This is a genomic window from Streptomyces sp. NPDC052721 (assembly GCF_040678315.1).
GTDB lineage: Bacteria > Actinomycetota > Actinomycetes > Streptomycetales > Streptomycetaceae > Streptomyces.
Window position 1 is genome coordinate 376,364 of record NZ_JBFATL010000001.1, and the last position, 20,289, is coordinate 396,652.

At 72.8% G+C, this 20,289-nt stretch carries 17 protein-coding genes; 8 read left to right on the top strand and 9 right to left on the bottom strand.

Annotated elements, in window-relative coordinates; all coding sequences use genetic code 11:
- The first annotated feature begins 75 nt into the window (after positions 1 to 75).
- The 4 genes from AB0L21_RS01775 to AB0L21_RS01790 all read left to right on the top strand — a co-directional run bounded on the left by AB0L21_RS01775 (position 76) and on the right by AB0L21_RS01790 (position 3,937).
- The gene (locus AB0L21_RS01775) at positions 76 to 801 is read left to right on the top strand and encodes a hypothetical protein (RefSeq protein WP_365698905.1); all 726 of its coding nucleotides are present in this window, start codon (positions 76 to 78) and stop codon (positions 799 to 801) included.
- 59 nt (positions 802 to 860) lie between these two features.
- Complete coding sequence (locus tag AB0L21_RS01780) at positions 861 to 2,459, top strand: ABC-F family ATP-binding cassette domain-containing protein (protein ID WP_365781600.1); 1,599 nt, start codon at positions 861 to 863, stop codon at positions 2,457 to 2,459.
- A gap of 335 nt (positions 2,460 to 2,794) precedes the next feature.
- Complete coding sequence (locus AB0L21_RS01785) at positions 2,795 to 3,016, top strand: helix-turn-helix domain-containing protein (RefSeq protein WP_004002281.1); 222 nt, start codon at positions 2,795 to 2,797, stop codon at positions 3,014 to 3,016.
- A gap of 117 nt (positions 3,017 to 3,133) precedes the next feature.
- Entirely contained in the window at positions 3,134 to 3,937 is an 804-nt protein-coding gene (locus AB0L21_RS01790) for an enoyl-CoA hydratase/isomerase family protein (protein ID WP_365698907.1), read from the top strand.
- Between the two features lie 876 nt (positions 3,938 to 4,813).
- On the opposite strand, the gene AB0L21_RS01795 is transcribed toward AB0L21_RS01790, so the two are convergent.
- The 6 genes from AB0L21_RS01795 to AB0L21_RS01820 form a co-directional block, all read right to left on the bottom strand.
- A complete protein-coding gene (locus tag AB0L21_RS01795; RefSeq protein WP_365781602.1) occupies positions 4,814 to 5,569 on the bottom strand; it encodes an SDR family oxidoreductase in 756 nt (251 codons plus the stop codon).
- Between the two features lie 5 nt (positions 5,570 to 5,574).
- Complete coding sequence (locus AB0L21_RS01800; protein WP_365781604.1) at positions 5,575 to 7,359, bottom strand: glycoside hydrolase family 15 protein; 1,785 nt, start codon at positions 7,357 to 7,359, stop codon at positions 5,575 to 5,577.
- Positions 7,360 to 7,610: 251 nt separating this feature from the next.
- Positions 7,611 to 8,441 carry an SURF1 family protein gene (locus tag AB0L21_RS01805; protein WP_365698910.1) on the bottom strand — a complete coding sequence of 277 codons (831 nt, stop codon included), beginning with the start codon at positions 8,439 to 8,441 and terminating at the stop codon, positions 7,611 to 7,613.
- Positions 8,442 to 8,457: 16 nt separating this feature from the next.
- Positions 8,458 to 8,691, bottom strand: a complete 234-nt coding sequence (locus tag AB0L21_RS01810; RefSeq protein WP_365698911.1) for a hypothetical protein — start codon at positions 8,689 to 8,691, stop codon at positions 8,458 to 8,460.
- A 99-nt stretch (positions 8,692 to 8,790) separates the two neighbouring features.
- On the bottom strand, positions 8,791 to 9,774 hold the full coding sequence (locus tag AB0L21_RS01815; protein ID WP_365698912.1) for a DEDDh family exonuclease: 984 nt from the start codon (positions 9,772 to 9,774) through the stop codon (positions 8,791 to 8,793).
- 165 nt (positions 9,775 to 9,939) lie between these two features.
- A complete protein-coding gene (locus AB0L21_RS01820) occupies positions 9,940 to 10,266 on the bottom strand; it encodes a hypothetical protein (protein ID WP_365781606.1) in 327 nt (108 codons plus the stop codon).
- Between the two features lie 1,011 nt (positions 10,267 to 11,277).
- On the opposite strand from AB0L21_RS01820, the gene AB0L21_RS01825 reads away from it, so the two are divergent.
- Positions 11,278 to 11,988, top strand: coding sequence for a VIT family protein (locus tag AB0L21_RS01825; protein ID WP_365698913.1), 711 nt, complete (start codon positions 11,278 to 11,280; stop codon positions 11,986 to 11,988).
- 174 nt (positions 11,989 to 12,162) lie between these two features.
- A complete protein-coding gene (locus AB0L21_RS01830; RefSeq protein ID WP_365781608.1) occupies positions 12,163 to 13,209 on the top strand; it encodes a zinc-dependent alcohol dehydrogenase family protein in 1,047 nt (348 codons plus the stop codon).
- 44 nt (positions 13,210 to 13,253) lie between these two features.
- Here the strand turns inward: AB0L21_RS01830 and AB0L21_RS01835 are convergent, their stop codons facing one another.
- From AB0L21_RS01835 to AB0L21_RS01845, 3 genes are all read right to left on the bottom strand, one after another.
- On the bottom strand, positions 13,254 to 14,636 hold the full coding sequence (locus AB0L21_RS01835; protein WP_365781610.1) for a CoA transferase: 1,383 nt from the start codon (positions 14,634 to 14,636) through the stop codon (positions 13,254 to 13,256).
- Positions 14,637 to 14,699: 63 nt separating this feature from the next.
- Positions 14,700 to 16,217, bottom strand: a complete 1,518-nt coding sequence (locus AB0L21_RS01840) for a S8 family serine peptidase (RefSeq protein ID WP_365781612.1) — start codon at positions 16,215 to 16,217, stop codon at positions 14,700 to 14,702.
- A 96-nt stretch (positions 16,218 to 16,313) separates the two neighbouring features.
- Positions 16,314 to 17,840, bottom strand: a complete 1,527-nt coding sequence (locus AB0L21_RS01845; RefSeq protein WP_365781613.1) for a S8 family serine peptidase — start codon at positions 17,838 to 17,840, stop codon at positions 16,314 to 16,316.
- Positions 17,841 to 18,124: 284 nt separating this feature from the next.
- On the opposite strand from AB0L21_RS01845, the gene AB0L21_RS01850 reads away from it, so the two are divergent.
- Both AB0L21_RS01850 and AB0L21_RS01855 read left to right on the top strand, forming a co-directional pair.
- Positions 18,125 to 18,481: a DUF485 domain-containing protein gene (locus AB0L21_RS01850; protein ID WP_365698918.1), complete on the top strand. Its 357-nt coding sequence runs from the start codon at positions 18,125 to 18,127 to the stop codon at positions 18,479 to 18,481.
- Positions 18,478 to 20,133: a cation acetate symporter gene (locus AB0L21_RS01855; RefSeq protein WP_365781615.1), complete on the top strand. Its 1,656-nt coding sequence runs from the start codon at positions 18,478 to 18,480 to the stop codon at positions 20,131 to 20,133. Before AB0L21_RS01850 ends, AB0L21_RS01855 begins: the two co-directional genes overlap by 4 nt.
- Positions 20,134 to 20,289: the final 156 nt, after the last annotated feature.

A 20,289-nucleotide genomic window follows, 5' to 3' on the forward strand; every position in this document is an offset into this window, starting at 1 on the left:
GCCACCGCGCCGACCCGGCCGGCGGTGACTACGCTCGGCGGCTGATCCGGGACGGTGGTACCCAAAGGGGGTGAGGTGGCACTTCCACCCGTGGGCCGCCTCTCCGTCGCCCTCCTCCTCGCCGTCGTCACCCTCGGCCTCCTCGGCACGGCCCGGCAGCTGCGGCCGGTTCCCTACGGCGACCGGCTCCTCTCCGCCGGGCCGGACGCCGGGGCCTGGGCGACGCGCGTGCGGGACGGCGCCGTGGCCGGCCACGACAGCCGTACCGGCGCGCTCCGGTGGCGGTACGCGCGCGCGGGGCACCGTCCCGTCGACGTGGTGCACGCGCGCGGGGAGGTGATCGCGCTCTGGGACGACGGTCTGCTCACCGACACCGACGGCCGGTCCGTGCGCTGGCACCGGGCCCTGCCCGACGCGGCCGAGTGGCTCCCGGCCCAGGGCGGCACCGGCGTGCTGCGCCCCCTCGGCCGGGGCATCCTCGCCGTCGTCACCCCGCGCCGCGTCACCGCGTACCGCACCGCCGACGGCGACCTGCGCTGGGTGCTGCCCGCCCGGAACGGCTGTGCCTTCCGTCCCGAGGGCGCCGTACGCCGGGGCGCGGCCCTGCTCCTCGCCCAGCCCTGCGCGGACGCCGCCTGGACCGGTCAGCTCGTGGCCCTGGACGACCTGGGCCGGATCGCGCCCGGCCGCACCCCGCTGGGCAACGATCTCCCGAGCCCGTACCCCGGACGCCTGGACGCGGAAAACCGCTTGCACGGCCCCGTTAGACTTTCCCCCATGGCCATTCTCCTCGCGCATTAGACGGCGGGAACGTCCTCAGCCGCCCACCCGCCAACCCCTGTACGCCCTGGAGTCTGTCCGTGATCTCCGCCTCCGGTATCGAGCTGCGCGCCGGTGCGCGCGTCCTCATCGAGAACGCCACCTTCCGTGTCGCCAAGGGCGACCGCATCGGCCTCGTCGGCCGCAACGGCGCAGGCAAGACCACTCTCACCAAGTGCCTGGCCGGCGAGGGCATCCCCGCCGGCGGCACGATCACCCGCTCCGGCGAGGTCGGCTACCTCCCGCAGGACCCCCGTACCGGCGACCTGGACGTCCTCGCCCGCGACCGTATCCTCTCCGCGCGCGGACTCGACGTGCTGATCCGCAAGATGCGCGAGAACGAGGAGCGCATCGCCAACGGCAAGGGATCCACCCGCGAGAAGGCCCTGAAGCAGTACGAGCGCCAGGAGACGGAGTTCCTCACCAAGGGCGGGTACTCCGCCGAGGCCGAGGCCGCCACGATCGCCGCCGCCCTGAACCTGCCCGACCGGGTGCTCGGCCAGCCGCTGCACACGCTCTCCGGTGGCCAGCGCCGCCGTATCGAGCTGGCCCGCATCCTGTTCTCCGACGCGGACACCCTGCTCCTGGACGAGCCGACGAACCACCTCGACGCGGACTCGATCATCTGGCTGCGGGACTACCTGAAGACCTACCGCGGCGGCTTCATCGTGATCTCCCACGACGTCGACCTGGTCGAGACGGTCGTCAACAAGGTGTTCTACCTGGACGCGAACCGGTCCACGATCGACATCTACAACATGGGCTGGAAGCTCTACCAGCAGCAGCGCGAGGCCGACGAGAAGCGCCGCAAGCGTGAGCGCGCCAACGCCGAGAAGAAGGCCGCGGCGCTCAACGCCCAGGCCGACAAGATGCGCGCCAAGGCCACCAAGACGGTCGCCGCGCAGAACATGGCCCGCCGCGCCGAGAAGCTGCTCTCCGGTCTCGAAGAGGTCCGGATGTCCGACAAGGTCGCCAAGCTCCGCTTCCCGGAGCCCGCGCCCTGCGGCAAGACCCCGCTGACGGCCGAGGGCCTGTCGAAGTCGTACGGCTCGCTGGAGATCTTCACCGACGTCGACCTGGCCATCGACAAGGGGTCCCGGGTGGTCATCCTGGGCCTCAACGGCGCCGGCAAGACCACCTTGCTGCGGCTGCTCGCGGGCGTGGAGACCCCGGACACCGGCCGGGTCGTCCCCGGCCACGGGCTCAAGCTCGGCTACTACGCGCAGGAGCACGAGACCCTGGACGCCGACCGCACGGTCCTGGAGAACATGCGCTCGGCCGCCCCCGACATGGACCTGGTCGAGGTCCGCAAGGTGCTCGGCTCGTTCCTGTTCTCCGGCGACGACGTCGACAAGCCGGCCGGTGTCCTCTCCGGCGGCGAGAAGACCCGGCTCGCCCTCGCCACGCTCGTCGTCTCCTCGGCGAACGTGCTGCTCCTGGACGAGCCGACCAACAACCTGGACCCGGCCAGCCGCGAGGAGATCCTCGGCGCGCTGCGCACCTACAAGGGCGCGGTCGTCCTCGTCACCCACGACGAGGGCGCCGTCGAGGCGCTCCAGCCGGAGCGGATCATCCTGCTGCCGGACGGCGTCGAGGACCTGTGGGGCTCCGACTACGCGGATCTCGTCGCCCTGGCGTGATCGAAAGGCTGATCCACTGCGTATGGATCATTCGGCCCATCGGTGATCCATCATCTGTGTGAGATCTCCTCGTACCGGGGTGTGTCGTACACGGATTTTCCGGCCGATCCCCCAGCTGTCGGGGGATCGGCCGCTGCGCGTTCCTGACCTGGGACTTCGCGAATCCACCCGGACGGCCCTATGCGCCGCACCTCATGGAATCTCTTGTTCCGCTTGTGGGGATGCCCTCCTGTCGTCACAACGATGTCTCACGGACCTTGCCGAATGGGTGGCCATCACGCCCAAGAGGGGTGATCATGAGGAGACCAGAGCGCACTTCCCATGAGGAGGCACGGGTGGCCGAGACTCTGAAGAAGGGCAGCCGGGTGACCGGCGCCGCGCGCGACAAGCTCGCGGCAGACCTGAAGAAGAAGTACGACTCCGGTGCGAGCATCCGGGCGCTGGCCGAGGAGACCGGCCGCTCGTATGGCTTTGTGCACCGGATGCTCAGCGAGTCGGGCGTCACGCTCCGTGGGCGTGGCGGAGCGACCCGGGGTAAGAAGGCCGCTTCGTCCTGACTCCGGGCGGCCCATCGGCTTCGATGGTGGCCACCCGGTCGGCTGACCGACCGGCCGGGTGGTTACTGTGCAGTCACTTAGCTTCGCTCTGCTGACCGCACCCATCGGAGGCGCCCCATGGCTTCGCCCGAGCAGGACCTCGCTCCCGCACTCGACAAGGACGGCGTACGGCTCACCGTCGACGACGCGCTCGCCACGGTGACGCTGACCAACCCGGCCAAGCGCAACGCACAGAGCCCCGCCCTGTGGCGGGCGCTCGCCGAGGCCGGGCGGCTGCTGCCGGGCTCCGTCCGGGTCGTCGTGCTGCGTGGCGAGGGCAAGTCCTTCTCCGCCGGGCTGGACCGTCAGATGTTCACCCCGGAGGGGATCCCGGGCGAGCCGACCTTCATCGACCTCGCGCGCCGTGACGACGCCGGGATCGACGCGACCATCGCCGAATACCAGGAGGCGTTCACCTGGTGGCGGCGGACCGACATCGTGTCCATCGCCGCCGTCCAGGGACATGCCATCGGGGCCGGCTTCCAGCTCGCGCTCGGCTGCGACCTCCGGGTCGTCGCCGACGACGTGCAGTTCGCCATGCGCGAGACCAGCCTCGGCCTCGTCCCCGATCTGACCGGCACCCACCCGCTGGTCGGCCTCGTCGGGTACGCCCGCGCGCTGGAGATCTGCGTGACCGGGCGGTTCGTCGGCGCCGAGGAGGCGGTGTCCAGCGGACTGGCGAATCTCGCCGTGCCCTCCGGAGAACTGGACGGGGCGGTGCGGGACTTGGCGGCGGCGATCATGGCCGCGCCGCGCGATGCGGTGGTGGAGACCAAGGCGTTGCTTCGCGGTGCCCCCGACCGGACGTACGAGGAGCAGCGCGCGGCCGAGCGGGCTGCTCAGGCTCGACGGCTGCGGGACCTGGCCGGCCTCGGCGAATGAGCCGTCGGCCGGTCAGGCACCCGGCGTCGGTCGGGGCACCGCGGTGACCAGCACGGCCACCGTCGGGCCGTCCGGCAGGGCGTCCCGTACGGCCGCGTGGACCTGCCGGGCCACGTCCACGGCTCGGTGCTCGCGTCGGTCGTCAGTTCCCCAGGGATGTGACGCCGCGACAGGGCGGCTTCGTCGGCGTGCTCCCCGATGTGCGCCGCCCGGCCCAGGCCGCCGCCCAGGGACCCCGTCCGCCGGACCGCCCCGGGGACGGCCAGGGCCGCCAGGGCCGCCTCCGCCACCGTGGTCCCGTGCGTGCCCGCCGGCTCGTGGGCGCGAGGCGGTTGCCGTGCGCCACCGCCGGGACGGCCGGCTCGAGCAGGCCCGTCGTCCGTGGACCGATCTCCGTGACCGCGAGGCCGAGCCGTTCCGTCGCGGCGCGCCCGCCAGGGCGAGCCGCAGGCGGGACGCCGCCTGGCGGTGGCCGGCGGTCATCGCGCCCTGACCGTCCTCGTCGTGCTCGCCCTGGCGTGGCTGACGGCGACCCTGCGCCGCCGCCGGCCGGCCGAGTCGCGATCGACACCGGCGACGGCGCGGGCGCGCGTCTGCGGGGCGTGGCTCTGGAGAGCGCCCTGGCGCCGAAGCGCCCGCCCAGGCGGGCGTGGCCCAGGCGCACGTCCCCCCCCCGCGGGGCCGCCGTACGGCTCCGGCGGTACGGGCCTGGCTCCAGCCGGACCCGACGCGGTCCCGGCGCAGACCCTGACCACGTTCACCACCGGAACGCTGACCCACGCGCGCGAGCCGGCGGGCCTGGCGTCACTTCCGGCGGAGGTCCGGCTGGGCGAGGTGCAACACCGCGCGGAGAGGGTGACGTGACGGCTGCGGTTCCTAGAACCCGTGCCGCGTTCCCCCGTCCACCGGCACCATGACCCCCGTCACGTAGGAGGCCGCCGGGGACAGCAGGAACGCCGCCATCCGTCCGAACTCCTCGGGTGCCCCGTACCTCCGCAACGGGATCCGGGACTCGTTCGCGGCCCGGGTGGCCTCCGGATCCGCGGACAGCCCGTCCAGCTCCCGCAGGCGATCCGTGGCGATCCGTCCCGGCAGCAGGCCCACCACCCGGATCCCGCGCGGACCCAGCTCGTCGGCGATCGACTTGGCGAACCCGGCGAGTCCGGGCCGCAGCCCGTTGGACACGGTCAGCCCCGGGATCGGCTCGTACACCGAGCCCGACAGCACGAACCCGATGACACCGCCCTCCTCCAACTCGGCCGCCGCCGCGCGGGCGACCCGTACCGCGCCGAGGAACACCGACTCGAACGCGGCGCGCCACTGCTCGTCGGTGTTGTCGGCGACGAACCCCGGCGGCGGCCCGCCCACGCTCACCAGGACGCCGTGGAAGCCGCCGAAGTTCTCCCGGGCGGCGGCGATCAGCCGCTCGGGAGCCTCCGCGTCGGCGTTGTCCACGGCCACGCCCACCGCGTTCGGGCCCAGTTCGGCGGCCGCGTCGGCGACCCGCTGCTCGTCCCGGCCGGTGACGACCACCTTCGCCCCGTCGGCGACGAGTTCCCGCGCGGTGGCGTTGCCCAGCCCGCGCGTCGCTCCGGTGACGACGTACACCCGGTCCTTCAGTCCAAGATCCATGGCCCCTATCCTGCCTGGTCGTCCCCGTAGAGGATCAGCGCGGTGTTCACCAGGCCGATGTGGCTGAACGCCTGCGGGAAGTTGCCCAGCTGGCAGCCGTCCACGGGGTCGTACTCCTCGGCCAGCAGGCCCACGTCGTTGCACAGGCCCACCAGCCGGTCGAACAGCTCCCGCGCGTCCTTCGTCCGGCCGGTCAGATGCAGCGCGTCGGCCAGCCAGAACGAGCAGGCCAGGAAGGCGCCCTCGCCACTCGGCAGGCCGTCGATCACCGAATCCTCGGTGTCGTAGCGGCGCAGGAAGCCGCCGTGGCCGAGGTCGTCGCGGATCGCGTCGACCGTGCCGACCACCCGCGGGTCGTCCGGCGGCAGGAATCCGACGCGCGGGATGAGCAGCAGGGAGGCGTCGAGCTCCCGGGAGCCGTAGTACTGGGTGAAGGTGTTGCGCTCCCGGTCGAAGCCCTTCTCGCACACCTCCCGGTGCACCTCGTCGCGCAGCCTGCGCCAGCCCTCCAGGTCGCCCCGCAACTCCCGGTGCCGCTCCAGGGTCTTCACGGCCCGGTCGGCGGCCACCCACACCATCACCTTCGAGTGCACGAACTGGCGCCGGCCGCCGCGCACCTCCCAGAGGCCCTCGTCCGGCTGCCGCCACGCCGACTCCAGGAACGTCATCAGCGAGCGTTGCAGGGCCCACATGTGCGGCTTGGGGGACAGGCCCGAGGAGCGGGCCAGCGACAGCGAGTCCATCACCTCCCCGTACACGTCCAGCTGGAGCTGGTCGACGGCGGCGTTGCCGGTGCGTACGGGGGAGGAGCCGGCGAAGCCCGGCAGCCAGGGCAGCTCGGTCTCCCGCAGCCGCCGCTCGCCCGCGACGCCGTACATGATCTGCAGGTCGGCCGGGTCGCCGGCGACCGCGCGCAGCAGCCAGTCGCGCCAGGCCTCGGCCTCCTCCTGGAAGCCGGCCGAGAGCAGCGCGCCGAGCGTGAGGGTGGAGTCGCGCAGCCAGCAGTACCGGTAGTCCCAGTTGCGTACGCCGCCCGGCTGTTCGGGCAGTGAGGTGGTCGCCGCGGCGACGATCCCGCCGGTCGGGGCGTAGGTGAGGGCCTTGAGGGTGATGAGGGAGCGGACGACCGCGTCCCGGTACGGGCCGTCGTAGCGGCACCGGCGGGCCCAGCGCCGCCAGTCGGTGACGCTGCTCTCCAGTGCCTCGTACGGGTCGATGAGCGGTGGGCGTTTCTCGTGCGAGGGGTGCCAGGTGAGCACGAACGCGATCCGCTCGCCCTCCGCGACGGTGAACTCCGAGTGGGTGCCGTAGTCCTCGCCCCAGGTGTGCACGGCCGGCTCGGCGCGCAGCCAGACGGAGTCCGGTCCGGCGATGGCGACCCGGTGGCCGTCCGCGCGGCGCACCCACGGCATGACCGAGCCGTAGTCGAAGCGCAGGCGCAGCGTGCTGCGGACGGTGACCCGGCCGCTGACGCCCTCCACGATCCGTACGACGTCGGGGGCGTGCTCGCGTTGCGGCATCAGGTCGGTGACGCGCACCACGCCGTCGGCGGTCTCCCACTCGGTGTCGAGCACGAGGGTGTCGGCCCGGTAGGCGCGGCGGGTGCAGACGTCCGCTCCCTCGGGCGCGATCCGCCAGTGGCCGTGGTCGTCGTCGCCCAGCAGCCGGGCGAAGCATGAGCCGGAGTCGAAGCGCGGCAGGCACAGCCAGTCGATCGAGCCGTCCTTGCCGACCAGGGCCGCGGTCTGCTCGTCGCCGATGAGGGCGTAGTCCTCGATGCGCGCGTTCACGGGATGCGGTTTCCCGGCGGACCAGGGGGCCAATCAGGTGGTGCGCCGGGGGAGTGACGTTTCCGCGGAGAAGCCTGTGGTCCGCGGGGAGGCGCTGTGGTCTGGAGGGGGACTGTGGCCGGTTCGCCGGGGGATGCTGCCCGCTCGACCGGCCGGCGGACTGCGGGGAGGCGTTGCGGCTCCCACCGTGGCGGACTGCCGGGAAGCGGTGACCGCTCACACCTGGCGGACTGCCGGGAAGCGGTGCCCGCTCACACCGTGGCGGGTTCGGTCTCCTCCGGCTGTCGCTGCGCCGCGGCCTCCTCCCGGTCGCGGATCTCCCGCCGGACCAGGAACCACCAGCCGACCGGAACGGCCGCCGCGAACAGCCACCACTGGATCATGTACGCGTAGTTCAGCGGGGCGTCCTCGCTGCCCGGGTCGGAGATCTGCTCCGGGGAGCCGCCCTTGGGCTCGGGCGCCGTCTGCTGGATGTAGCCGCCGAGCACCCGCGCGCCGAGCCGCCGGGACTCCTCCGCGCTGTTGATCAGCATGATCTGCCGGTCGGGGAGGCCTTCGACGTTCTTGATGCCGCTCGCCGAGGTCGTCTCGTCGGCCATCAGCCGCCCGGTGACGGTGGTCCGGCCGGCCGGCGGGGCGGGGATCTTCGGAAAGGCGGTCTGCGCGCCGTTCGCCGGGATCCAGCCGCGGTTGACGAGCAGCACCTTGCCGTCGTCGAGGACGAACGGGGTGAGGACGTGGAAGCCGACCTCGCCGTCGGAGTTCGTCCGGCGCCGGACCACGACCTCCTTCGCGGTCTGGAAGGTGCCGGTCGCGGTGACCGTGCGGTACTTGTCGGCGCGGGTCACGGAGTGTCCGGGGGAGGTCAGCCGCTCGACCGGGACCGGTTCGGCGTGCAGCGCGGCCGAGACCAGGTCGTTGCGGGCGGTGCGCTCCTCGTAGCGGTGCTGCTGCCAGAAGCCCAGCCTTGTCATCGTCGGGATCAGCGCGATCGCGACGAGGGTGAGGATCACCCACTGGCGGGACAACAGGAAGCGGTAGCGGTGCACCCCACGACGGTACCTCCGGGCCGTGGGGCGCATTCGGGCGGGTACGGGGTCAGACGTGGTCGACGATCCCCGCCTTCCCCTGGGCCCGGGCGCAGTGGGCGCCGCAGTAGAACATGCCGTCGGCCTCCACGCCCTGGCCGATGATCGAAACCTTGCAGTTCTCGCAGACCGGGGCCATGCGGTGGATCGCACAGGAGAAGCAGTCGAACACGTGGACGGCGCCCTGTGCGTGGACCTCGAAGGTCATCCCGTAGTCATTGCCGCAAACTTCACATTTCGCCATGCGCCACAGGGTGAGCCGTCGCCGATGCCCCGGCGAGCGCGCGCCGGGTGAGTCGCGGGGCAATCACCCGATCGTACGACGACTCGGCACGGGTGCCCCCTACTCGTCGGCGGGCTCGACATCCCCCAGCAGTTGCCCGAACGCGGCCTCGTCCACGATCGGCGTGCCGTACTGCCGGGCCTTCACCGTCTTCGACGTGCCCGAGTCGGGGTCGTTGGTCACCAGCAGGCTGGTCAGCCGGGAGATGCTGGTGGCGACGTGCAGCCCGGCCTCCACGGCCCGGTCCTCCAGCAACTCCCGCTCGGTCGAGGTGTCGCCGGAGAAGGCCACCCTCATGCCCTGTTTGAGGCGTTTGCCGGCTTCGTAGCGCCCTGGGTTGGGATAGGGGCATGCGGGCCTTTTACGGGAGGGGCGCCAACCGCCGGTCCGGTAGCCGCCGTAGCCACCCGACGCCTGTCGGGGCACGGGCCGGTCCGACCACTCCGTCAGCGGCCGGCACTCCAGCAGCGGCAGCCGTACGCCGCCCGCCGCCGCGGCCCGCAGGCTGGGCCGGAACGCCTCCGCCAGCACGCGCGCGTCGTCCAGCGCGTGATGCGCCCGCTGCTGCACGACCCCGAAGTGCGCCGCCAGCGACTCCAGCTTGTGGTTGGGCAGCGGCAGCCCCAGCTCCTTCGACAGCGCGATGGTGCACAGCCGCTGCCGTACCGGCGCCTCGCGCCGCACGCGCGCGTACTCCCGCGCGATCATCTGCCAGTCGAAGACGGCGTTGTGCGCGACGAGCACCCGGCCCTCCAACCGGGCGGCGAACTCCTCGGCGATGTCCGCGAACAGCGGCGCGCCGGCCAGCGTCTCGCTCGTCAGACCGTGTATCCACACGGGGCCCGGATCCCGCTCCGGGTTGACCAGCGTGTACCAGTGGTCCTCGACCTCACCGCGCGCGTCCAGCCGGTAGACGGCCGCGGAGATGATCCGGTCGTCCCGGGCCAGGCCGGTGGTCTCCACGTCAACGACCGCGTATCCCTGCGGATACGCGGCCGGCCACTGGGTGGGGGAGGACACTGCGGTCGCACGGTCTTCGAGCATGGTCACTGAGGATACGGGCCACGACTGACAGCGCGGTCCCTCAGGTCCCGTTCGCACGCCCCGGGCTCGCCCTCCTGCTCGGCCGCCGCACACCCATGCCCAGGGGTCGGCGAGTTCAGCGCTCGTACGGCGCTCACCCCAGCGCCGCCACCAGGTCCCCCGCGGTCAGCGGCGCCAGCCACCCGCCGTCGGCGGGCCGGGCAGCAGCCGGTACACCTCCCCGGTCGCGCCCTGCGGTGCCACCCCGCCGCGCACCAGGGCCGGCAACACGCGCTTCTTCGCCGCCGCTTCACCCGCACGGGCGTCGGCGTCCGCGGCGCTCCCCGCGGGCTCCCGCCGCTCCGGCGCCTCAAGGGCCCGTATCCGGGCGGCGAACGCGCTGTCCGCCTCCCCGTCCCGGCGCCGGTAGTGCCACAGCTCGTCGGCGGTGTGCGCGGCGGGCGCGCGTCGGACGACCAGCACCTCGTCGCTGCGCGCCGCCGCGTGCCGCACCGTGAGTAGATGGAGCCGGCGTCAGATCGCCGGAGTGGACGGCCCACCGGTCGCCGTACACGAGGTTCGTGTAGTCGTACGGACCGGCGAACTCCCCGTCCTCGTCGTACAGCGCCACCGACAGGTCCAGGTCCACCCGGGTCTTCTCGGGCCCCGTCCAGTGCAGGAACAGGCGCAGGACCTCACCTGCGGGCGGGGGCTGGGCGCTGCCGCGCGGCACCGGCACCGGCACCGGGGCCTTGGCGGCGGCACGCTCGGCGGACGGCACCGCGAGCCCCGCGAGCGCCGAGTCCGGCACCGCCGGGTCGGACCGGGAAGCGACGGCCAGGCGGCGCAGCGCCTCCGCCTCCAGAAGCGCGCACACGCGCGTGGTGACCGCCTCGGCAAGCGGCGTGGGCGTGTCGTCAGCCGTGTACGCGTGCGTGACCTGCCCGCGCGGGAAGAACACCCGTCGCCCGGCGGGGAGATGACGGACGCGCGGACGGCCCAGGGAGGCCGGCAGCGGGCCGGGACCGGCCCGGGCAGTGCCCGCCGCAGCACCTCGGCGAACTCCTCCGGCGGTACGCCGAGTTGGCGCAGCCGCAGCAGATGGTCCAGTCGGCGCAGCAGTTCGTCCGGCCACTGTCCCAGGAGGGCGAGCGCGGCGCCGGTGCCCGCCCGGCCGGCGCCTGCTCCGCACGCGCACCAGGTGGCAGCCCGGATCCGGCCGTCCGCGACCCGGACGGCCTCCGGGTGGGCGGCGGCCGTACGCAGCAGGGCCTCGCCGGGGCGCAGGGTCTCGGCGGCCCGCTTCCCCGCGGCCGGGTGCCGCAGGACGTCCTCCACCAGCGAGGCACGCCAGTTCGGACAAGCGGAATCCCCCGGTGCGGAAAAGAGGACGAGGCGGGGGCGGGGAGCGGGCGCGCTGTGGGTTCCGAGGGTGGGAAGAGAAGGAAGCACGCCGGCGGCCCGGTGCTCGCGCGCGGGGCGTCGGCGCGGCGGGCGTGACCCCGGGATGCGATCCTGCCTGCCGTGACGGAACCCACCCATGACGAGCCCCACGGCGGCACGCTCGGTGCCCGGCTGAACTGGCTCCGGGCGGCCGTGCTCGGCGCGAACGACGGCATCGTGTCCACCGCGGGACTGGTCGTCGGCGTGGCCGGCGCGACCGAGAGCCGCGGCGCCCTGCTCACCGCCGGACTGGCCGGCCTGCTCGCCGGCTCGATGTCCATGGCGGCCGGCGAGTACGTCTCCGTCTCCACGCAGCGCGACTCCGAGATGGCCGCGCTGGCCGTGGAGAAGCGCGAACTGCGCGAGCAGCCGGAGGCCGAACTGCGGGAGCTGACCGAGCTGCTGGAGCGGCGCGGCCTGTCCCGCGAGGTGGCCCGCGAGGCCGCCGAACAGCTCACCGCGCGGGACGCGCTGAGGGCCCACGCGCGCGTGGAGCTGGGCATCGACCCGGACGAGCTGACCAACCCCTGGCACGCGGCCTGGGCGAGCTTCCTGTCGTTCACCGTGGGCGCGCTGCTGCCCCTGCTGGCCATCGTCCTGCCGCCGGCCGACCGGCGGCTCGCCGTCACCGTCGTCTGCGTCCTGGCCGCCCTGACCCTCACCGGCTGGAGCAGCGCCCGCCTCGGCGCGGCGGCCCCCAGACGCGCGGTCCTGCGCAACGTGGCGGGCGGGGCCCTGGCGATGGCGGTGACGTACGCGGCGGGGAGCCTGCTGGGGGCGGCCGGGGTGTGACCGGGCGGGCCACCCCTGGCCGCGCGGACCGCGGTGGCTCCGGCGTACGGTGAACTGGGCCCGGCACCCCGGGACCCGACGACCGTACGACTGCGCACGACCCTGTGCCATTTCGCACCACCCTGTGCGACTCCGCACGCCCCTGTACGACCCCGCACGAGAAGGAACCCCGCCATGCGCGCCACCACCATCCACGCCCCGTACGAGCTGCGCGTGGAGGACGTGCCCGAGCCCGTGGTGCAGTTGCCCACCGACGCGGTGGTGCGGGTGCTGCGGGCCTGCATCTGCGGCAGCGACCTGTGGGCCTACCGGGGCGAGGCGGCCCGGCAGCCGGGGCAGCGGATCGGGCACGAGTTCCTCGGCGTCGTGGAGGAGGCCGACTCCGAGGTGAGCACCGTCCGGCGCGGTGACCTGGTGGTCGCGCCCTTCATGTGGTCCGACGGCGTCTGCGACTACTGCCGGGAGGGCCTGACGACGTCCTGCGAGCACGGCGGCTTCTGGGGCTCCGTCGGCTACGACGGCGGCCAGGGCGAGGCCGTCCGCGTGCCGTTCGCCGATGGCACCCTCGTCCCGCTCCCCAAGGACGCGGCCTGCGACGACCACCTGCTGTCGGCCCTGCTGACCCTCTCCGACGTCCTCGGCACCGGCCACCACGCGGCCCTGGGCGCGGGTGCCCGGCCCGGCGCCACGGTCGCCGTCGTCGGTGACGGCGCGGTCGGCCTGTGCGCCGTCCTGGCGGCCAAGCGGCTCGGCGCCGAGCGCATCATCGCGCTCGGCCGGCACGAGGTGCGCACCGACATCGCGCGCCGGTTCGGCGCCACCGACGTCGTCGCCGAGCGCGGGGACGCGGCCGTGGAGGCCGTCCGCGAGCTGACCCGCGGGCAGGGCGCCCACGCGGTCGTGGAGGCGGTCGGCACCGAGCAGTCCATGCGGACGGCTGTCAACATCACCCGCGACGGCGGCGCCATCGGCTTCGTGGGCGTGCCCCACGGCAGCGGCACCGGCCTGGACCTCGGCGTGATGTTCGACCGGAACATCGCCCTGCGCGGCGGTGTCGCGCCGGTCCGCGCCTACATCCCCGACCTGCTGCCGGACGTGCTCGACGGCACGATCGACCCCTCGCCGGTGTTCGACATGACCGTCGACATCGAGGGCGTACCCGCCGGCTACAAGGCGATGGACGAACGCACGGCGCTCAAGGTGCTGGTGACCAACGGCTGAATCAACACCGGATCCAGGCCGCATCGACACCGTCAACCCCTGAATCAACCCGTCATCGGCCACTTTGCCGGGTCCGACCCCCACGGAACCGCAGGCCGCGCCCAGCCGGCGGGGCCTGCGGTGAAGGACACGGCCGGGCGGGCGTGCCGGAGGCGGCCCAGGGGGCTGTCCGTCTCGGTCAGCCAGGCGTCCGGTCCCGCGTACGGCGCCCCCTCGGCCGCCGTGGACAGGGTGCCGTCGGTCAGCCAGTGGGCGGTCCGTGCCAGCGCCAGCCGGACCAGCCGGCTCCCGCCGTCGTACGACTGCTCGGTCAGCGCCCGCAGCACGGCCGCCGCCAGCAGATAGCCGGTGCCGTGGTCCAGCGCCTGCGCGGGCAGTGCGCCGGGCCGCTCCACCGAGCCCTCGGTGACCGCGATGCCGGTCGCGACCTGCACCAGGCTGTCGAAGCCGCGCCGCCCGCCCCACGGCCCGTACGCGCCCCACGCCGACACCTGGGCCACGACCAGGCCGGGACGCCGCTCGGCCAGCGCGCGCGGTGCGAGCCCGAACCGGTCGAGCGCCCCCGGCCGGTACCCGGTCACCACGACGTCGGCGGTGCGCAGCAGCTCCTCGAAGGTGTCCCGGCCGGCGGCCAGGTCGAGCGTGGCGGACCGCTTGCCGAAGCCCGTGTCGGCGTGCTGGTCCGGCAGTTCCGGCAGCCAGGGGGCGTCCAGGCGCAGGACGTCCGCGCCGAGCAGGGCCAGGGTGCGGGTGGCGACCGGGCCCGCCAGCACCCGGGTCAGGTCCAGGACACGCAGACCGGCGGCGGGCAGGACGGCGGCGGCCGGGGCCGGCGGAGGCAGCACGCGCGCGGGTGCCGAATCCAGCCGGGCGCGCTCGACCAGGGGCCGTGCGGCCACCTCGGCGGCCTGCGGGTGCGCCTGCCACTCCGCGGGGGTGCGCAGGGCCACGGCGAGGCCGCCGGCGGCGTGGACGGTTTCCTCTGCCTCCTGGGCGGACGTTTCGGCGAGCCGGCCGGCGACCTCCTCGGCCGAGGCGTCCGCCGGCAGGCCCAGCGCGCCGAGCAGCCGGGCCCGGTGGTGCGGGTAGTTGGCGTGGGTGCGCACCCAGCCGTCGGCCGTGCGCCAGAACCGCGACAGCGGTGCGAAGACGACCGGCGCCCGGCCGTCCACCCGGAGGAGTCGTTCGCTGTGGAAGGCGGTGGCGACCGGGCCGTCGTCGACCCGGACGCAGGGCACCTCGGCGAGTCCGGCCCGGTGGGCCGCCAGTTCCGCGGCGGCCAGGGAGCACACGCCGACGCACGCCCGGGCGAGCTGCCGTACGGGAAGGCGCGCCGGGAGCGCGCCTTCCCGCGCGACGGTGGTGAGCCGTGCGAGACGGGCGGGATCGCCGCCCAGAGCGGACCACGCGTACGTGATAGCAGTCATGACTGCACTATGCAGTATTGACTCAATCAATATACGAAGTGTGGCCACGTGGTCCTCAAAGATCTACCGGGTCACCGCGGCCAGCGCGTCCGCCGTGCCCCGTCCGTAGAAGCCGTTGTAGTTCTTCGACCCCTCGCACACCGCGTCCACCTTGCCGTCACCGTCGATGTCGTACGGGTCCGCGCACGGCGTGGCGTTGGCCTCCGCGTACAGCAGCGCCTTCACGAGGGCCGCGGAGGCGTGCGGATGGGTTGACTTGATCAATGCGGCAACACCGGCGACATGCGGGGTCGCCATGGACGTGCCGGCCATGTAGCCCCACTTGCCGCCCGGCAGCGGACCCAGGATGAGACCGCTGGTCGCCGGCGGCTCGGGCTTCTGGTAGGCGGTCGAGTCGCCGCCGGGCGCGGCGATGTCGATGACGCCGAGACCGTAGTTGGAGAAGGACGACTTCAGACCCTTGGCGCCCGTCGCCGCCACCGTCACGACACCCGGCAGCTGGGTCGGTATGTCGTAGCACTCGTGCGGGTCGATCACCCGGTCCGAGGGCGTGCCGTCGTTCGGGGAGACCGGGTCGGTGATCGAGTCTGACGCGAGGTCGTAGCTCTCGTTGCCCGCCGCCGCGACGTTGACCGCGCCCTTGCGCTCCGCGTAGCGCGAGGCCCGGGTGATGGCGTCCACGAGCGCCTTCTGGTCCGGGTCGGTGGTGCAGTTGAAGTACCACGGGTCGGTGTAATAGCTGTTGTTGGTCACGTCGACGTGGTGCTCGGCCGCCCACACGAAGCCGCAGACCACGGCCTCCGTGTAGAAGTAGCCGTCCGGGTTGGCGACCTTGATGCCGGCGACCTTGACGCCCGGTGCCACACCGGTGACGCCCACGCCGTTCTTCGCGGCGGCGATCTCGCCCGCCACGTGCGTGCCGTGCGGGCTCTCCGACGCGCTCGGCCGCCAGGCCCCGTCCGCCGTGTCAGGCTTGCCCGACACACAGTTGGCGGACGCGGCACGGTCGAAGTTGGGCGCGATGTCCGGGTGGGTGTCGTCGACGCCCGTGTCGATGACGGCGACCGTGACGTCCCGGCTGCCCAGCGTCTTCTCGTGCGCCTTGTCGGCCTTGATGGCGGGCAGGTCCCACTGGAGCGGTTCCAGCGGGTCCTGGCCGTCGGCCGCCGTCACACGGGCGGCCTCCTCGGCGCTCAGTGTCTTCGGCGTGCCCATGTCGGTGGTGGACTGGGCGGGCAGCGGCGCGTTGCGCGTGGCCCCGGCCGAGTCCACTCCGCGTACGGAGCGGATCCGCTGGGCGAAGCCGGGGTTCGCCGAGTGGGCCACGATCACGCCGATCCGGTCGTACGCGATCACCACCGAGCCCCCGGCCTCGGCGATCGCCCGCTGGACGCGCGCCGACACGGCGTGTCCGGGGCGGACGTTGACGACATAGCTGAGCGTGGGTCCGTCGGCGGAGCCCGCCGGGGCGCCGGTGGCGGCGGAGGCGGTGGCGCCGGGCAGGAACGTGAGTGCCGTCGCCAGGGCCATCCCGGCGGGGAGGGCGAGGGCGCGGCGGTAGCGCGGCTTGGGCGCTGTCATGGGTGTTCTCTCCAGTTCGGTCGCGGTACGAGCGCGTCGTGCGGGAAGTCTGGTGAAGCGCCGTCACATGACGGCGGCGTGCGGGCTGCCGGCCGGCTACTCGACGGCGCGCAGCGCGTCGACGACACCGAAGCCGTAGAAGCCGTTGACGCGCTTGCCGCCGGCGCAGGCCGCGTCCACGATCCCGTCGCCGTCACCGTCGTACGGCCCGGCCGGGCAGCCCGGGTTGTCCGCCTGGGCCTTCAGCAGCGCCCGCAACTGGGCCGGAGTGGCGTGCGGGTGGGCCGACTTGAGCAGCGCGGCCACCGCGGCCACGTGCGGGGAGGCCATCGAGGTGCCCTGGAGGAAGCCGTACTGGTTGTTCGGCATGGTGGACAGGATGCGGCCGTTCTTCGACGGCGTGTCCGGGATCTGGTACTTGTCGCCGCCCGGTCCCGCCACGTCGACCACGCCCTGGCCGTAGCTGGAGTAGTACGACTTGGTGCCCTTCACGCCCACCGCGCTCACGGTCACCACACCGGGCAGCTGGGTCGGCACGTCGAAGCACTCGTGCGGGTCGACCGTGCGGGTCTGGGCCGTCGAGTCGTCGGGGCTGGAGTCGTCCACGAGGGCGTCGGCGTCCAGGTCGTCGTTGGAATTACCCGCCGAGGCCACGTTGAGCGTGCCCTTGCGCTGGGCGTACAACTGGGCCCTGTTGACCGCGTCGACGATGGCACGTTGATCGGGGTCGTCCATGCAGTTGTACAGCCACGGATCAACGTAGTAGCTGTTGTTGGTGATCTCGATGCCGTGGTCCGCGGCGAACACGAACGCGCAGACCACGCTCTCCGGGTAGAACAGCGACGTCTCGTCCGGCTGCGCCACCGTGATGCTCGCGACCTTCACTCCTGGCGCCACACCGGCCACGCCGATGCCGTTGCGGGCGGCGGCTATCTCCCCGGCCACATGGGTGCCGTGGTAATGACCGGCGTCCGCCGGCCGCCACGCGCCGTACGTCGTGTCCGCCTTGCCGCTCACGCAGTTCGCCGACTGGGACGCGGAGAAGTTCGGGGCGATGTCCGGGTGGGTGTCGTCCACGCCCGTGTCGATGACCCCGACCGTGACGTCCCGGCTGCCCGGATTCACCTTCGCGGCGCGGTCGGCGCCGATCGCCCGCAGGTCCCACTGGTCCGCCTCCAGCGGCTCCTGGCCCGCCGTCGCGCTCGTTGCGAGCCGCGCCTGCTCCGCCCGGGACAGCACCTGCGCCGCGCCCTCGTCCGTCGTCCCTGCCGTGCTGAGCGGCGCGGTGCGGGTGGCGCCCGCGGAGTCGACCCCGCGCACCGCCCGCATCCGCGCGGCGAAGTCCGGGTTCGCGGAGTGGACGACGATGACGCCGATCCGGTCGTAACCAGCCACCACCGTCCCGCCGTTGCGCGCGATCTCCCGCCGTACGGACGCGATCGTGCCGCCGTCCGTACGGGTGTTGACCACGTAGGCGAGACTCGGGCCGTCCGCAGCCCGCGCCGCCGTGCCCGCGGCTGGTGCCGCCGAGGCCACCGACGGCAGGAAGCCGAGCGAGGCGGTCAGCGACAGCACGACCGGCACGGCGAGCGCGAGCCGGCGTCTGGAGCGCAGATGAGCCATGGGATCTCCACATCATCCGGATACGAAACCGCCCGGACACGGTCGTGTTCGGGCAGGTACAAGACGGGTGGTGCAGGCCGAAGCTATCTGCCGCGCCCGATCTCCGAAAGAGCCCAACGCACTTGAACCGGTCCGCGCGGGGCGCCGTGACCGTGGACGGGGGGCCCGTCGAACCCGGTGCCCCCTCACCGGGATCACGCAAGGGAGTCGCACAGCGACTACCGGTAACGTAAGCCCGGTTCTGTGAAGCCAGACAGCGCATGCCCGTCACGCGAGGAGAGCCCGTGGCCACCGAGACACCGCCACCCGCGAAACCCCCAGCTTCCCTTCCCTCCACCGAGGAGTTCACCGAGGTGCAGCAGAGCGCGGAGTTCGGTGAACTGCGCCGCGCCCACCGCTCCTTCGCCTTCCCGCTGACCATCGCCTTCATCGCCTGGTACCTGCTGTACGTCCTGCTGTCCAACTACGCGGGCGACTTCATGGGCACCAAGGTCGTCGGCAACATCAACGTGGCCCTCGTCCTGGGCCTGGCCCAGTTCCTCACCACGTTCCTCATCGCCTGGTGGTACGCGCGGCACGCCGCGGCCAGACTCGACCCGAAGGCCGAGGCCATCAAGTCCCGGATGGAGGGCGGAGCATGAGTCCCGCGCAGTACACCCTCTCGGCCGCCGGCCGGGCACCGCACACCCTGCTCGCCGCCGGCGAGGCCAGCGAGCACCGGACGCTGATCATCACCCTGTTCGCGGTGTTCGTCGCCGCGACCCTCGTCATCACCGTCTGGGCCGGCCGGCAGACCAAGGACGCCGCCGACTTCTACGCCGGCGGACGGCAGTTCACCGGTTTCCAGAACGGCCTCGCCGTCTCCGGCGACTACATGTCCGCCGCGTCCTTCCTCGGCATCGCGGGCGCCATCGCCCTGTTCGGCTACGACGGCTTCCTGTACTCCATCGGCTTCCTCGTCGCCTGGCTCGTCGCGCTCCTCCTGGTCGCCGAGCCGCTGCGCAACTCCGGCCGCTACACCATGGGCGACGTGCTGGCCTACCGGATGCGCCAGCGTCCCGTCCGCACGGCCGCCGGCACCTCCACGATCGTCGTGTCGATCTTCTACCTGCTGGCCCAGATGGCCGGCGCCGGCGTCCTCGTCTCGCTCCTGCTGGGCATCACCAGCGACGGCGGCAAGATCGGAATCGTCGCCCTGGTCGGCGTGCTGATGATCGTGTACGTCACCATCGGCGGCATGAAGGGCACCACCTGGGTCCAGATGGTCAAGGCGGTCCTGCTGATCATCGGCGCCCTGCTGCTGACCTTCCTGGTCCTGCTGAAGTTCGACTTCAACATCTCCGACCTGCTCGGCAAGGCCGCCGACAACAGCGGCAAAGGCAGCGCCTTCCTGGAGCCGGGCCTGAAGTACGGCGCCACCGGCACCACCAAGCTGGACTTCCTCTCGCTCGGCATCGCCCTGGTCCTGGGCACCGCCGGCCTGCCGCACATCCTCATCCGCTTCTACACGGTCCCCACCGCCAAGGCCGCGCGGAAGTCCGTCATCTGGGCGATCGGCCTGATCGGCGCCTTCTACCTGATGACCCTCGCCCTCGGCTTCGGCGCCGCCGCACTGATCAAACCGGACGAGATCACCACCTCCAACAAGGCGGGCAACACGGCGGCACCGCTCCTGGCCCTGCATCTGGGCGGCGTCGACTCCAACTGGGGAGCCGTCCTGCTCGCCACCATCTCCGCCGTAGCCTTCGCGACGATCCTCGCGGTCGTCGCCGGCCTGACCCTGGCCTCGTCGTCCTCGTTCGCGCACGACATCTACGCGAACGTCATCAAGAAGGGCAAGGCCACCGACAAGCAGGAGGTCAGCGCGGCACGCTGGGCGACCGTCGGCATCGGCGCGGTCTCCATCGTGCTCGGCGCCCTGGCCCGCGACCTGAACGTGGCCGGCCTGGTCGCCCTCGCCTTCGCGGTCGCCGCCTCCGCCAACCTGCCGACCATCCTCTACAGCCTGTTCTGGAAGCGGTTCACCACCTCGGGCGCCCTGTGGTCCATCTACGGCGGCCTGGTCACCGCGGTCGGCCTGGTGCTGTTCTCCCCGGTGGTCTCCGGCAAGCCGACCTCGATGTTCCCCGGCGTCGACTTCCACTGGTTCCCGCTGGAGAACCCCGGGATCATCTCCATCCCGGTCGGCTTCCTGCTCGGCGTCGTGGGCACCCTGCTGTCGAAGGAGACCCCGGACGCGGGCAAGTACGCGGAACTGGAGGTGCGGTCCCTGACCGGCACCGGAGCGCACTGACGCAAGCCCACGGAGAGTGCGTACGGGCGACCGCGTCGTCACGGACTGTACGGTCCTACGACGCGGTCGCGCCGTACCTCGTGGGATCGTGCCGCTGTCGATGTCGGCGGCGTCACGTAGGCTCGCAGGTGACGGACGACGCGCGCGCGACCGAGA